General features: G+C 51.0%; 16 protein-coding genes and 4 pseudogenes. 10 read left to right on the forward strand and 10 right to left on the reverse strand.

Annotated elements, in window-relative coordinates:
- Positions 1-720 carry a replication initiation protein gene (locus L1P05_RS17165; RefSeq protein WP_001749982.1) on the forward strand — a complete coding sequence of 240 codons (720 nt, stop codon included), beginning with the start codon at positions 1-3 and terminating at the stop codon, positions 718-720.
- Between the two features lie 990 nt (positions 721-1,710).
- Here L1P05_RS17165 and L1P05_RS17170 read toward each other — a convergent pair.
- Positions 1,711-2,280, reverse strand: a complete 570-nt coding sequence (locus L1P05_RS17170; RefSeq protein WP_001749988.1) for a recombinase family protein — start codon at positions 2,278-2,280, stop codon at positions 1,711-1,713.
- Positions 2,281-2,672: 392 nt separating this feature from the next.
- Positions 2,673-3,686 carry a class 1 integron integrase IntI1 gene (intI1, locus tag L1P05_RS17175; RefSeq protein ID WP_000845048.1) on the reverse strand — a complete coding sequence of 338 codons (1,014 nt, stop codon included), beginning with the start codon at positions 3,684-3,686 and terminating at the stop codon, positions 2,673-2,675.
- Positions 3,687-3,841: 155 nt separating this feature from the next.
- On the opposite strand from intI1, the gene dfrA14 reads away from it, so the two are divergent.
- The 4 genes and pseudogenes from dfrA14 (at position 3,842) to L1P05_RS17195 (ending at position 5,709) form a co-directional block, all read left to right on the forward strand.
- On the forward strand, positions 3,842-4,315 hold the full coding sequence (gene dfrA14, locus L1P05_RS17180; protein ID WP_004201280.1) for a trimethoprim-resistant dihydrofolate reductase DfrA14: 474 nt from the start codon (positions 3,842-3,844) through the stop codon (positions 4,313-4,315).
- Positions 4,316-4,535: 220 nt separating this feature from the next.
- Positions 4,536-4,706, forward strand: a pseudogene (gene mobC / locus L1P05_RS17185) (plasmid mobilization relaxosome protein MobC); the annotation flags it as partial.
- 46 nt (positions 4,707-4,752) lie between these two features.
- Positions 4,753-4,827, forward strand: a pseudogene (locus L1P05_RS17190) (EAL domain-containing protein); the annotation flags it as partial.
- 117 nt (positions 4,828-4,944) lie between these two features.
- Positions 4,945-5,709 carry an IS6-like element IS6100 family transposase gene (locus tag L1P05_RS17195; protein WP_001389365.1) on the forward strand — a complete coding sequence of 255 codons (765 nt, stop codon included), beginning with the start codon at positions 4,945-4,947 and terminating at the stop codon, positions 5,707-5,709.
- 139 nt (positions 5,710-5,848) lie between these two features.
- Here L1P05_RS17195 and L1P05_RS17200 read toward each other — a convergent pair.
- Positions 5,849-5,914, reverse strand: a pseudogene (locus L1P05_RS17200) (EAL domain-containing protein); the annotation flags it as partial.
- Between the two features lie 61 nt (positions 5,915-5,975).
- Between L1P05_RS17200 and L1P05_RS17205 the strand changes: the two are divergent.
- Positions 5,976-7,184 carry a type II restriction endonuclease gene (locus L1P05_RS17205; RefSeq protein ID WP_001749969.1) on the forward strand — a complete coding sequence of 403 codons (1,209 nt, stop codon included), beginning with the start codon at positions 5,976-5,978 and terminating at the stop codon, positions 7,182-7,184.
- A 33-nt stretch (positions 7,185-7,217) separates the two neighbouring features.
- Here L1P05_RS17205 and L1P05_RS17210 read toward each other — a convergent pair whose 3' ends face one another.
- Complete coding sequence (locus tag L1P05_RS17210; protein ID WP_001288432.1) at positions 7,218-8,651, reverse strand: DNA cytosine methyltransferase; 1,434 nt, start codon at positions 8,649-8,651, stop codon at positions 7,218-7,220.
- A 98-nt stretch (positions 8,652-8,749) separates the two neighbouring features.
- Between L1P05_RS17210 and L1P05_RS17215 the strand changes: the two are divergent.
- Positions 8,750-9,022 (forward strand): annotated as a pseudogene (locus L1P05_RS17215) (IS1 family transposase); the annotation flags it as partial.
- A gap of 10 nt (positions 9,023-9,032) precedes the next feature.
- Here L1P05_RS17215 and L1P05_RS17220 read toward each other — a convergent pair.
- The 6 genes from L1P05_RS17220 to L1P05_RS17245 are packed head-to-tail and all read right to left on the reverse strand — an operon-like array spanning position 9,033 to position 11,264.
- A complete protein-coding gene (locus tag L1P05_RS17220; RefSeq protein WP_001749967.1) occupies positions 9,033-9,239 on the reverse strand; it encodes a hypothetical protein in 207 nt (68 codons plus the stop codon).
- 4 nt (positions 9,240-9,243) lie between these two features.
- Positions 9,244-9,885 carry a restriction endonuclease gene (locus L1P05_RS17225; RefSeq protein WP_001749966.1) on the reverse strand — a complete coding sequence of 214 codons (642 nt, stop codon included), beginning with the start codon at positions 9,883-9,885 and terminating at the stop codon, positions 9,244-9,246.
- A 55-nt stretch (positions 9,886-9,940) separates the two neighbouring features.
- Positions 9,941-10,252 (reverse strand): hypothetical protein, encoded by a 312-nt coding sequence (locus L1P05_RS17230; protein WP_001452736.1) that lies wholly within the window; start codon positions 10,250-10,252, stop codon positions 9,941-9,943.
- 35 nt (positions 10,253-10,287) lie between these two features.
- Positions 10,288-10,602 (reverse strand): TrbM/KikA/MpfK family conjugal transfer protein, encoded by a 315-nt coding sequence (locus tag L1P05_RS17235; protein ID WP_001749965.1) that lies wholly within the window; start codon positions 10,600-10,602, stop codon positions 10,288-10,290.
- Positions 10,599-10,943, reverse strand: coding sequence for a hypothetical protein (locus tag L1P05_RS17240; protein WP_001749964.1), 345 nt, complete (start codon positions 10,941-10,943; stop codon positions 10,599-10,601). The genes L1P05_RS17235 and L1P05_RS17240 overlap by 4 nt, the downstream gene beginning before the upstream one ends.
- 15 nt (positions 10,944-10,958) lie before the next feature.
- Entirely contained in the window at positions 10,959-11,264 is a 306-nt protein-coding gene (locus L1P05_RS17245) for an H-NS family nucleoid-associated regulatory protein (protein WP_000960954.1), read from the reverse strand.
- A 108-nt stretch (positions 11,265-11,372) separates the two neighbouring features.
- Between L1P05_RS17245 and L1P05_RS17250 the strand changes: the two genes are divergently transcribed.
- The 3 genes from L1P05_RS17250 to L1P05_RS17260 are packed head-to-tail and all read left to right on the forward strand — an operon-like array spanning position 11,373 to position 12,700.
- A complete protein-coding gene (locus L1P05_RS17250; RefSeq protein ID WP_001749963.1) occupies positions 11,373-12,107 on the forward strand; it encodes a lytic transglycosylase domain-containing protein in 735 nt (244 codons plus the stop codon).
- Positions 12,108-12,115: 8 nt separating this feature from the next.
- Positions 12,116-12,397 carry a transcriptional repressor KorA gene (korA, locus tag L1P05_RS17255; protein WP_000440698.1) on the forward strand — a complete coding sequence of 94 codons (282 nt, stop codon included), beginning with the start codon at positions 12,116-12,118 and terminating at the stop codon, positions 12,395-12,397.
- A 9-nt stretch (positions 12,398-12,406) separates the two neighbouring features.
- The gene (locus L1P05_RS17260) at positions 12,407-12,700 is read left to right on the forward strand and encodes a hypothetical protein (RefSeq protein WP_001749962.1); all 294 of its coding nucleotides are present in this window, start codon (positions 12,407-12,409) and stop codon (positions 12,698-12,700) included.
- Positions 12,701-12,733 lie beyond the last annotated feature (33 nt).

Raw genomic sequence — 12,733 nt, forward strand, 5'->3', positions numbered from 1 at the left:
ATGGATAAGTTGCTGAACAAAAAGATAAAAGTTAAGCAGTCTAACGAGCTTACCGAAGCTGCTTACTACCTCTCGCTAAAAGCAAAGCGCGTTCTCTGGTTATGTCTTATGCAGACGTATTTCACAGCTTCAGTAAGCGAAGATGATGATGAGATGGCTGTACTCGGTGACTCTACTTTCAAAGTAAAGGTGGCTGACTATGAGCAAATTTTTCAGGTAAGCCGTAACCAGGCTATCAAGGATGTTAAAGAAGGCGTGTTTGAGTTAAGCCGTTCTGCGGTAATCTTTTACCCGAAAGAAGGGAGTTTTGACTGCGTCGCGCGCCCCTGGCTAACAGAGGCTGGCAGCCGATCAGCTCGTGGTATCTGGGAAATCGAATTTAACCATAAACTCCTGCGGTACATTTACGGCCTGACGAACCAGTTCACCACCTACTCGCTCCGCGATTGTGGCAGTCTTCGAAATCCACGGACGATCCGCCTTTATGAAAGTCTTGCTCAATTCAAATCTTCAGGCTTATGGGTTACTACTCATGCTTGGTTAAATGACCGTTTCCTTTTGCCGGAATCCCAACAGAAGAACTTGGCAGAGTTGAAACGATCTTTCCTTGATCCTGCACTCAAGCAGATAAATGAGAAAACACCTTTACTTGCTAAGTATAGTATTGATGATTCAGGAAAATTTCTGTTCTCAATAATTGATAAGCAAAATCCCGTCTGACATAAATCAGCACACATGAGCCTGTCATTTGACAAATTTTTGTCATGAAGATGGGCGAATTTCCACACAGCACCGGCGCCCGGCAAGGTGGGCGGATTCCCACACGGCACCGGCGCCCGGCAAGGTGGGCGGATTCCCACACGGCACCGGCGCCCGGCAAGGTGGGCGGATTCCCACACAGCACCGGCGCCCGGCAAGGTGGGCGGATTCCCACACAGCACCGGCGCCCGGCAAGGTGGGCGGATTCCCACACGGCACCGGCGCCCGGCAAGGTGGGCGGATTCCCACACGGCTCCGGCGCCCGGAAAGGGTGGGCGGATTTCCACACAGCACCGGCGCCCGGCAAGGTGGGCGGATTCCCACACGGCACCGGCGCCCGGAAAGGGTGGGCGGATTTCCACACAGCACCGGCGCCCGGCAAGGTGGGCGGATTTCCACACGGCACCGGCGCCCGGCAAGGTGGGCGGATTCCCACACGGCACCGGCGCCCGGCAAGGTGGGCGGATTTCCACACAGCACCGGCGCCCGGCAAGGTGGGTGGATTCCCACACGGCACCGGCGCCCGGTAAGGTGGGCGGATTTCCACACGACAGCGGCGCCCGGCAAGATGGGCGGATTCCCATATCGACATGTATGTAGCTTGTGTTATCCGTGGATTGTGCAGCTCAGCGGGTCGCTGGTCGTATGGCGTAGTGTCCCCCGTAACCGGCCGCGTGCGGCCGCTAACTCGCAGTACGGCGCCGCGACCCGAAGGCGGGCCGCCGTTCCCGCGCGCAGGCGCGCGGCGCCCACTGCGCACCCCCGTGGGGGACATACGGCAGCTGTGTGGCGGTGAGCGGGATTAGGGCTTTGCAGGGAGGGGGCTGGGTCGGGCGATACGTTCAGCATTGCGGTTTCCGGCGATTTGCGGCCGGTGCCCGTTTAACTCCGGCGTGGTCGCCTTCCATGCCCTGACGGCATAAGAAAATAAAACCGCCATGCTGCGGTCATTCATGATTTTGTGGTGTAGCGATAAATAGTCATGCGAGAAACGTTGAAGCGCTTAGCAACTGCACCAACTGTCATTTCAGGATCAGCAAGTAAGATTCTAATTTGTTTAACATCTTCTTCAGAAAGTGACGGTTTTCTCCCTCCCACACGGCCCCTTGCGCGTGCAGCTGCAAGGCCTGAGCGCGTTCTTTCAATATTGCGGTTGCGTTCAAAGCTAGAGAATATCGCCATCAGATGAGTATAGATTTCCCCTATAACTGGCGCATTTGTGTCTATTCTGTCCTTGATGGCTATGAAAGTTATTCCGCGTTTCTTCAGGTCGTCGAGTAAAGTAATGACTTGACCCAATGAACCGCCGAGCCGATCTAGTGCCCAAACTACTAGGGTATCTCCCTCGCGCAATGCTTTCAGGCAGTTCTCCAGTTCCGGCGCACCTTTTTTGTCGCGCTTTGGGCCGCTACGTGAGGTCTGATCCTGATAGATTTGCTCACATCCAGCTTTTGTTAGTTCGTCAACCTGGTGCGCCACATCCTGAAGATGCGTAGATTTACGTGCATAGCCGATTTTCATTCTTTTCTCGCTAATTAGTTATGGGGTTATTGTTATGTTGATACAGTAACGAGTTTTGTTACATGAGGGGAGTCATTTTTCGGGAGAAGTCAGGACTTTTCAAGACTGTCACAAAAACCATCGTTTTTGATACATTAATTTAACCAATAGGTTGCAGATCAAATCGCCTGTAACAGCCTTTCTGGCTGTTTGTCGTTTTCAGAAGACGGCTGCACTGAACGTCAGAAGCCGACTGCACTATAGCAGCGGAGGGGTTGGATCCATCAGGCAACGACGGGCTGCTGCCGGCCATCAGCGGACGCAGGGAGGACTTTCCGCAACCGGCCGTTCGATGCGGCACCGATGGCCTTCGCGCAGGGGTAGTGAATCCGCCAGGATTGACTTGCGCTGCCCTACCTCTCACTAGTGAGGGGCGGCAGCGCATCAAGCGGTGAGCGCACTCCGGCACCGCCAACTTTCAGCACATGCGTGTAAATCATCGTCGTAGAGACGTCGGAATGGCCGAGCAGATCCTGCACGGTTCGAATGTCGTAACCGCTGCGGAGCAAGGCCGTCGCGAACGAGTGGCGGAGGGTGTGCGGTGTGGCGGGCTTCGTGATGCCTGCTTGTTCTACGGCACGTTTGAAGGCGCGCTGAAAGGTCTGGTCATACATGTGATGGCGACGCACGACACCGCTCCGTGGATCGGTCGAATGCGTGTGCTGCGCAAAAACCCAGAACCACGGCCAGGAATGCCCGGCGCGCGGATACTTCCGCTCAAGGGCGTCGGGAAGCGCAACGCCGCTGCGGCCCTCGGCCTGGTCCTTCAGCCACCATGCCCGTGCACGCGACAGCTGCTCGCGCAGGCTGGGTGCCAAGCTCTCGGGTAACATCAAGGCCCGATCCTTGGAGCCCTTGCCCTCCCGCACGATGATCGTGCCGTGATCGAAATCCAGATCCTTGACCCGCAGTTGCAAACCCTCACTGATCCGCATGCCCGTTCCATACAGAAGCTGGGCGAACAAACGATGCTCGCCTTCCAGAAAACCGAGGATGCGAACCACTTCATCCGGGGTCAGCACCACCGGCAAGCGCCGCGACGGCCGAGGTCTTCCGATCTCCTGAAGCCAGGGCAGATCCGTGCACAGCACCTTGCCGTAGAAGAACAGCAAGGCCGCCAATGCCTGACGATGCGTGGAGACCGAAACCTTGCGCTCGTTCGCCAGCCAGGACAGAAATGCCTCGACTTCGCTGCTGCCCAAGGTTGCCGGGTGACGCACACCGTGGAAACGGATGAAGGCACGAACCCAGTGGACATAAGCCTGTTCGGTTCGTAAACTGTAATGCAAGTAGCGTATGCGCTCACGCAACTGGTCCAGAACCTTGACCGAACGCAGCGGTGGTAACGGCGCAGTGGCGGTTTTCATGGCTTGTTATGACTGTTTTTTTGTACAGTCTATGCCTCGGGCATCCAAGCAGCAAGCGCGTTACGCCGTGGGTCGATGTTTGATGTTATGGAGCAGCAACGATGTTACGCAGCAGGGCAGTCGCCCTAAAACAAAGTTAACCCAGGATGAGAACCTTGAAAGTATCATTGATGGCTGCGAAAGCGAAAAACGGCGTGATTGGTTGCGGTCCAGACATACCCTGGTCCGCGAAAGGGGAGCAGCTACTTTTTAAAGCATTGACCTACAATCAGTGGCTTCTGGTGGGTCGCAAGACGTTTGAATCTATGGGCGCACTCCCCAATAGGAAATACGCGGTCGTTACCCGCTCAGGTTGGACATCAAATGATGACAATGTAGTTGTATTTCAGTCAATCGAAGAGGCCATGGACAGGCTAGCTGAATTCACCGGTCACGTTATAGTGTCTGGTGGCGGAGAAATTTACCGAGAAACATTACCCATGGCCTCTACGCTCCACTTATCGACGATCGACATCGAGCCAGAGGGGGATGTTTTCTTCCCGAGTATTCCAAATACCTTCGAAGTTGTTTTTGAGCAACACTTTACTTCAAACATTAACTATTGCTATCAAATTTGGAAAAAGGGTTAACAAAGCTATGCAATCGACGGCAAAAAGCTTCGTTCGCTTCGCGCACTACGCCTTTTCCGCGATTGATAGCGACGTTATGTGAATATTGAAATGAGCATTCCAAAGAAAGGAAGTAGAAAAATTATCGTGGGCGAAAATGAGTTTTTGTGGCTCATTAGGTCAAAACTCACATATTCGCAGGACTGTTTAGGTACAGAAATGACTGCGGTCGTTGAACCGGATGCCGGTCCTCACTGATGAAGAAGTGAACACCGTACGGGAATCGTGCCGGCAGCTTGGAGCTATCGGCCGGAACCTCAACCAGGTGGCCAGGGCCTTGAACATCGAGTTCAGGGAAAGTGACAAGCTCAAGCAAGAGGCCATCGAAAAACTGGCCGAACGGATCGACCAGCATTTGGACCATGTGTCTGAGCTGTTCGATAAGACCTGGAGCCGGTGGCACGATTGTCATTTTCAGAAGACGACTGCACCAGTTGATTGGGCGTAATGGCTGTTGTGCAGCCAGCTCCTGACAGTTCAATATCAGAAGTGATCTGCACCAATCTCGACTATGCTCAATACTCGTGTGGGCTCTGTTGCAAAAATCGTGAAGCTTGAGCATGCTTGGCGGAGATTGGACGGACGGAACGATGACGGATTTCAAGTGGCGCCATTTCCAGGGTGATGTGATCCTGTGGGCGGTGCGCTGGTATTGTCGCTATCCGATCAGCTATCGCGACCTTGAGGAAATGCTGGCGGAACGCGGCATTTCGGTCGACCATACGACGATCTATCGCTGGGTCCAGTGCTACGCCCCGGAGATGGAGAAGCGGCTGCGCTGGTTCTGGCGGCGTGGCTTTGATCCGAGCTGGCGCCTGGATGAAACCTACGTCAAGGTGCGGGGCAAGTGGACCTACCTGTACCGGGCAGTCGACAAGCGGGGCGACACGATCGATTTCTACCTGTCGCCGACCCGCAGCGCCAAGGCAGCGAAGCGGTTCCTGGGCAAGGCCCTGCGAGGCCTGAAGCACTGGGAAAAGCCTGCCACGCTCAATACCGACAAAGCGCCGAGCTATGGTGCAGCGATCACCGAATTGAAGCGCGAAGGAAAGCTGGACCGGGAGACGGCCCACCGGCAGGTGAAGTATCTCAATAACGTGATCGAGGCCGATCACGGAAAGCTCAAGATACTGATCAAGCCGGTGCGCGGTTTCAAATCGATCCCCACGGCCTATGCCACGATCAAGGGATTCGAAGTCATGCGAGCCCTGCGCAAAGGACAGGCTCGCCCCTGGTGCCTGCAGCCCGGCATCAGGGGCGAGGTGCGCCTTGTGGAGAGAGCTTTTGGCATTGGGCCCTCGGCGCTGACGGAGGCCATGGGCATGCTCAACCACCATTTCGCAGCAGCCGCCTGATCGGCGCAGAGCGACAGCCTACCTCTGACTGCCGCCAATCTTTGCAACAGAGCCTCCGTCGCCATGCTCACCTCGCTTTGGTGCACACGAGTATTGAGCATAGTCGAGATTGGTGCAGATCACTTCTGATATTGAACTGTCAGGAGCTGGCTGCACAACAGCCATTACGCCCAATCAACTGGTGCAGTCGTCTTCTGAAAATGACACTGTTTGTATATAATCATGAAAAAATGGTGAGTAGAGTTTCAGGGTAACAGGGGATGCTTATGTCGGTTTTCCACAACTGGCTACTTGAGATCGCATGTGAGAATTACTTCGTCTACATCAAACGCCTTTCCGCCAACGATACCGGCGCAACAGGTGGTCACCAGGTAGGGCTTTATATCCCTTCAGGTATCGTTGAAAAACTCTTTCCGTCTATCAACCATACCCGTGAACTGAACCCTTCGGTTTTTCTCACCGCACATGTGTCATCGCATGATTGCCCTGACAGCGAAGCCAGGGCAATTTATTATAACAGCCGTCATTTTGGTAAAACCCGGAATGAAAAAAGGATTACCCGCTGGGGTAGAGGCAGCCCACTTCAGGATCCTGAAAATACAGGGGCTCTGACGCTCCTGGCTTTCAAGCTTGATGAGCAAGGGGGGGACTGTAAGGAAGTAAATATTTGGGTATGCGCCAGCACTGATGAAGAGGACGTCATTGAGACCGCTATTGGTGAAGTTATACCCGGAGCGCTTATATCCGGCCCCGCAGGACAGATTCTAGGCGGACTATCTCTACAGCAAGCGCCAGTAAATCATAAATATATTCTACCTGAAGACTGGCACCTGCGCTTTCCGTCGGGAAGTGAAATTATTCAGTATGCAGCCAGCCATTATGTGAAAAATTCCCTTGATCCGGATGAGCAACTTCTTGACCGCCGGCGCGTGGAGTACGACATATTTCTATTGGTTGAGGAACTGCATGTTCTGGATATCATCCGGAAAGGATTTGGCTCTGTGGATGAATTTATTGCGCTGGCCAATTCTGTCAGCAATCGCCGTAAATCCAGAGCCGGGAAGTCGCTGGAACTGCACCTGGAGCATCTATTCATTGAGCACGGCCTGCGACACTTTGCGACGCAGGCCATCACAGAAGGTAATAAAAAACCCGATTTCCTTTTCCCTTCCGCAGGGGCTTACCACGATACTGAGTTTCCCGTAGAAAATCTGCGCATGCTGGCAGTCAAGACTACCTGTAAGGATCGCTGGCGTCAGATACTGAATGAGGCCGATAAAATTCATCAGGTGCATCTGTTTACACTCCAGGAGGGAGTTTCTCTGGCTCAATATCGGGAGATGCGGGAGTCGGGTGTCAGATTGGTCGTGCCATCATCTCTGCACAAAAAATACCCGGAGGCGGTGAGAGCTGAGCTAATGACGCTAGGTGCGTTTATTGCTGAGCTGACAGGGCTTTACGCAGATATTCCATAGATTATCTCCCGGCATAAATACCGGGAGGAGCGATCAGATTCGTTCAACCTTGCACGAATCGGCATTAACCGCTTTCAGGATATAAGGTTCAAGCAGTTTGGCTACGGCTTCAAACACGGGCACCACTACGGAGTTACCGAACTGCCTGTACGACTGAGTGTCTGACACAGGAATGCGAAAAGGCCTGCCATCTACTTTTTCAAAACCCATAAGGCGCGCGCACTCTCGCGGAGTCAGCCTGCGGGGCCGATGCGCCTGATTTTCTTCGTTCGCGAAGTCTGTTTCACCTGTGGCCATATCCCAGCCACGGTCTATCAGAATTTCAGACCCGTCTTTGTGATAGCGAGCAGAAAGCGTACGGGCAATGCTTTCTTTATTTTCAGGATTAACGAGGCCAAAACCGAATCCGTTACCCTTAGCTGCGTGCTTTTTGGCGTAGTTATAGAGATACTCCCAGAGTTTCGGCGTCAGTATATATTTGCTGTCAACCACGGGTTCCAGCAGTTCGCCAAATGACGGACGCTGTTCCGGATAAAAACGACTAATATCGCGCAGGGTAAAGCCCTGGTGAATGTTCAGATCACGGCGGAAACCGACCAAAACGATACGTTCTCGGTGCTGAGGTAAAAAGTGCTTTCCGTCGATAACTTTAGGATCGTTTTTGCCCATCTCAGCTGCATCCGCAACTTCATAGCCCAGTTCGTCGAGGGTATCCATGATGACTTTAAAGGTTTTACCCTTGTCATGGCTCTTCAGGTTTTTAACGTTTTCAAGAACAAAGATGGCAGGTTTTTTTGCGCGGATAATACGCGCCACATCGAAGAAAAGCGTTCCCTGAGCCTCACATTCGAAACCATGCGCGCGCCCGAGCGAGTTTTTCTTGCTTACGCCCGCAAGGCTAAACGGTTGACAGGGGAAACCTGCTAGAAGTACATCATGATCCGGCACATGCTCATTAATGTAAGCATAGGCATCGTTTTCAGGTACTTCAGGTTTATCACTGAGCGTGACTTCACGAATATCGAGATTGAAAGTGTGTTCCTGAGCATCGTTAAACCAGTTAGCTTTATATGTGCGCACAGCCTCTTTATTCCATTCACTGGTAAAAACGCACTGGCCACCGATGGTTTCGAAGCCCTTCCGTATACCTCCAATCCCAGCAAACAGGTCAATAAACCGGAAGGCATAGTCAGGGTGATGTGCAGGCGCTTCCGGAAGCATTTTTCGTAGAAGTTCCTCTTCGGCTAACGTCAGCGTCTTAGGTGAGCACTTACCATTAATCCAGCGATTAAGAGTCTCGCGACTCCACTCATTTTTACCAACTTTTCTAAGCAGTTCAGCCACGTACTTCTGGTCATAGATTTCCAGCACCTGCCCGAGCAGCTTTTTATCATTTTCCTGTCGCAGTTGTTCTTCCGCTTCTGCTTTCTCAAGCAGATCCTGCGCCAGTAATTCAAATTCAGACATATTGCCTCCATTGGGTCTTATGGGTGAAACTGTATCACTCATTTGACCCAGATTGAATGTTTTTATCTGGATATTTAAACAGGTTTATTGTTAGGTAACGCACGTTGGCCACGCTGGAGCGTCTTCTGGGCCTGCTGTCGGCCTTTGAGGTCGTGGTATGGATGACGGATGGCTGGCCGCTGTATGAACCCCGCCTGAAGGGAAAGCTGCACGTTATCAGCAAGCGTTACACTCAGCGCATTGAGCGACATAACCTGAATCTGAGACAACATCTGGCAAGGCTGGGACGGAAGTCACTGTCGTTCTCAAAATCGGTGGAGCTGCATGACAAGGTCATCGGGCATTATCTGAACATAAAACACTATCAGTAAGTTGGAGTCATTACCGGTTCTCTTTGTCTTTTAGTGATTCTATAAACCTCATTACGTCTGAATATAAAAATCTATTATTTGATTTATGTGGCTCATGAGGTTGTGGGATGGTCTTGTTTTTGAATGTGCCAGTTTTCTTAATGGCAAAGATTAACTCACCTTCTGTTATTCCTAACATTTCAGCAAATGTTTTTGCTTCTATAGTTACTGACTTCATTTAATTAACTCTCATGGTATCGATTTTCTTTACCGGCATCTTTAACAATGGTGCTCGTTTCTAGTGTTGCTGCGGTACGCTTCATCATCGTCTGCGGGGCGGTTGCGATAGTGAAGGAGCTGCCGGGCGTGAGCAAATCTATCAGGCGCTGGCCGCTGATAATCTCCATCCGTTCACTGGCAATACTGACAGATTTTGAACCTGCGCCGGTTTTCCCGGTATGGCAAAACAGACCGCGACAGTTATGACGTTTAAGCAACTTCTCGAACTCCTGTACGTGCTGTAAAGCAATATGGCCGCGATAGCGTTTAGCCTGAATAAGATAGCGATATTTTCCTATTATTACCTGGCCGTCAATGCCTCCATCGCCGGTATAGCGTTTGTTTCTGATGGTTCTGAAGCCATGCGCTTCAAATCCTTCCAGCAACAGTTCTTCAAACACAAAAGGATCAATTTTCCTCAGGTAGTTAATTTTTTGTGGGAAGCCCGGCAACGTCTTTATGCGCTCCAGCACCCGCCGCGCACTTTGCTGCTTCCTTTTGTGTCGCCTGTGCCGTACTGAACGCCGGAAGAATACAACGGCAAGCAGTGCGATGGCGCTGCAAGCCCATAGAATAAGGTTTTCTGTAGTGGGGAAGGGGATCATGGTCATAGTGGGCTTTCTGAGGGTAAAGAAAAGGGCGGTTAAACCGCCCTGGTGTTTAGCGACGGCTGTATACCTGCCACGAAGCGCTGCCTGACTGATTCTGGCAAATCCGCCCGTAAAGTACGGTGCCGGTCGAGTAGCGGGCGCCATTCAGATAGCAATAGCCGCTGGATTGCAGCAGTTCGTTGCGCAGCTTTTCTTCCTGCTTTGATAGCCGGGACTCCGCAGACTGCAAACGAACGGATAATTCGTTAATCTGGCGTTGCTGGTTATTCAGCTGGCTCTGCATCGCATTACCTTTATCCTGGCTGACGCAACCAGTTAAGAGAGCTGTACAGGCTAATGCACTTAATATTATTTTTTTCACGTTGGCTCCTTAAATTGAGATTATTCCTAGTTCGCCTATAAGCGAACTTTCCCGTATTTACTTATGATCTGGCTTATCATCGACTGGTTACTTCCACCTTCGCCATTATCCGGGCATTCATTAAGAAAAGCCTTCCTGGCATCCTTCGTGTGGTTGGGTAAAAAGCCGTGCTTGTTCTTTTTAACGATATTGAAGAAAGCAGCTTCAGCACTGTTACACTCGCTTCCGCCGCTATCGCCGGTGAGCTTGCCCGCCATGCACATAATAACTTTGCAGGGATCTTCAGCATGGCTGGCAGGAATATAAAGCAGACTACCAGCTGCTATCAGAGGTATTAAGAGTTTCTTCATTGTTTTGTCCTTAACAGTTTGTTCAGATATACACTCGCCAGAATGTTGATAACGGTAAGCAATATTAATAATAACGCTGCGTTATAAATAGATTTGTAACCTATATCGCCTGCAATATATTCGACAACAAAAACGAAAATCGTTAAAATTGTGTAAAACTTGATTAACTTTCCTGTAATTTTCTTAACAATATAAGCAACTGAATAAGAGCCGGATTTGATGATGCTGGCGAGTAACCTGATCGCATGGACACGAAATTTTCTAAAAATGGGCGGAATGGAAGATGCCTTTTTCTTCCTTCTGCTTTTTTGCCTTTCCGCAAAATCAATAAGTTCGCCCATTTTTATACCCTCCGGTTATATCTTCAGATCATCAAGTGATAAACCACTATCAAGCAGCTCTTTGAGCCATGTGGGTCGGCGGCCAGTCCCGGACCAGGTATTTTCTGCGTTCCTGGGGTCGCGGTATTTTGCTGGTCTATGTTCTCTGGGGTTGGCTACGCCCTGCATCTTCATGGCTTCCAGGCTAATGCCAGCGTCCAATTTTGCAGTTAGCCAGGCCGGGCGCTTCCCTATACCAGTCCACGTATTAAAAGGGTTATCCGGGTCACGATACACGGGTTCGCCTTTTGGTCGTTTTTCTGATTTCAGGGGAACCAGCATCACCTTCCTTCCTTCAGCGGTTTTCTTTTCGTTTCTTCTTGACACGATCTCATTAGCCCTTATCATAAACAAAAGTCGTCGAAATTACAATTACGCGGTGAAACATAAATGAGTAAACATCCAAAACTCCTGGTTCTCGCTCTGGCCTGCCTTGCTTGTGCTGGCCGTGCCAGTGCTGCGCCTGCCTCCGATGAAGTTGCCAGGCTTGCGCAGAGATGTGCGCCTGATGTTTCACCCTTAACGATGGCGTACATCGTCGGCCATGAGTCCTCAAATGGGCCGTACAGGATCAATATTAACGGTAGTATTCAGTTAAAACAGCAACCGCGTACTGAAGCTGAGGCCGTCAGCGTTGCGAAAGTTCTGCTGAAGGATAATAAAAGTTTTGATATGGGCCTTGCACAAATTAACTCAAATAATTTAGTGGGCCTGGGTCTTTCGGTTGACGATATTTTCAAACCCTGCATCAACCTGCGGGCGAGCCAGACCATCCTTAAAGCCTGTTATGATAGCGCCCTGAAATCCTACCCAGCCGGGCAGGTTGCGCTGAGACACGCGCTTTCCTGCTACAACACCGGCTCACTCACAAACGGGATTTCTAACGGGTATGTCACGAAAGTTATCAACGTGGCGCGTCAATCAACTGATTTGAAAATCCCTACGCTGCTACCTGACGGCCAGACCAGTGAGGACAGCACCGCGACTGAGCCTCAGCAGGCAAAAAGTACGGCGCCGCAGTATGACGGTGAACAAGATGTTTTTGGTTCGGGTGATGGCGATGCCTTCAGCCGAAATAATACGGATGCCTTTTTAACCAGACAGGAAACAGCGAAGGGGGAATGAGGTTATGGATGGAACGTTTGTACCTTGTATTGCAATCACAGATCCTGGAGCTATTTGAAGCAGGAAAAGTGAAGGAGGTAACGATAGAACGGGTTTCATTAAAGAAGTGGTATCCCGTTTTTCAGATAGACGATGAACAGCTGGGCCAGATCGCATGTTCCATTAGGGTTAACAAAGAGCATGAGCTACGAACCTGGGCTGATTTAAGGCTACTGGCAGAGTTTTTGAAAGATAAGTGTGGCGTTGAAGAATGCCGGTTAAATCTGCAATCAACAGAAGATAGTGAGTAAGGAGAAAGTATGACCACGTTGTTTAAGAAGTATGGCCCTGCGGTAGTTATGGGCGTTTTGTCCATTGCCCTGCCGCAAATTGCGCTGGCCGCTGGCACCGATACTGGTGAATCAACCGCTACATCAATCCAGACGTGGTTGAGCACATGGATTCCAATTGGTTGTGCTATTGCGATCATGGTTAGTTGCTTTATGTGGATGCTTCACGTAATCCCAGCCAGCTTTATTCCTCGTATCGTAATCTCGCTGATTGGTATTGGTTCTGCATCATTTCTGGTTTCCCTGACGGGCGTAGGAAGCTGAACAACGCGAAAAGGGGGGACTTTTGTCCCCCAA

Origin of the sequence: Edwardsiella piscicida (assembly GCF_021733145.1) — a bacterium.
Taxonomy (GTDB): domain Bacteria; phylum Pseudomonadota; class Gammaproteobacteria; order Enterobacterales; family Enterobacteriaceae; genus Edwardsiella; species Edwardsiella piscicida.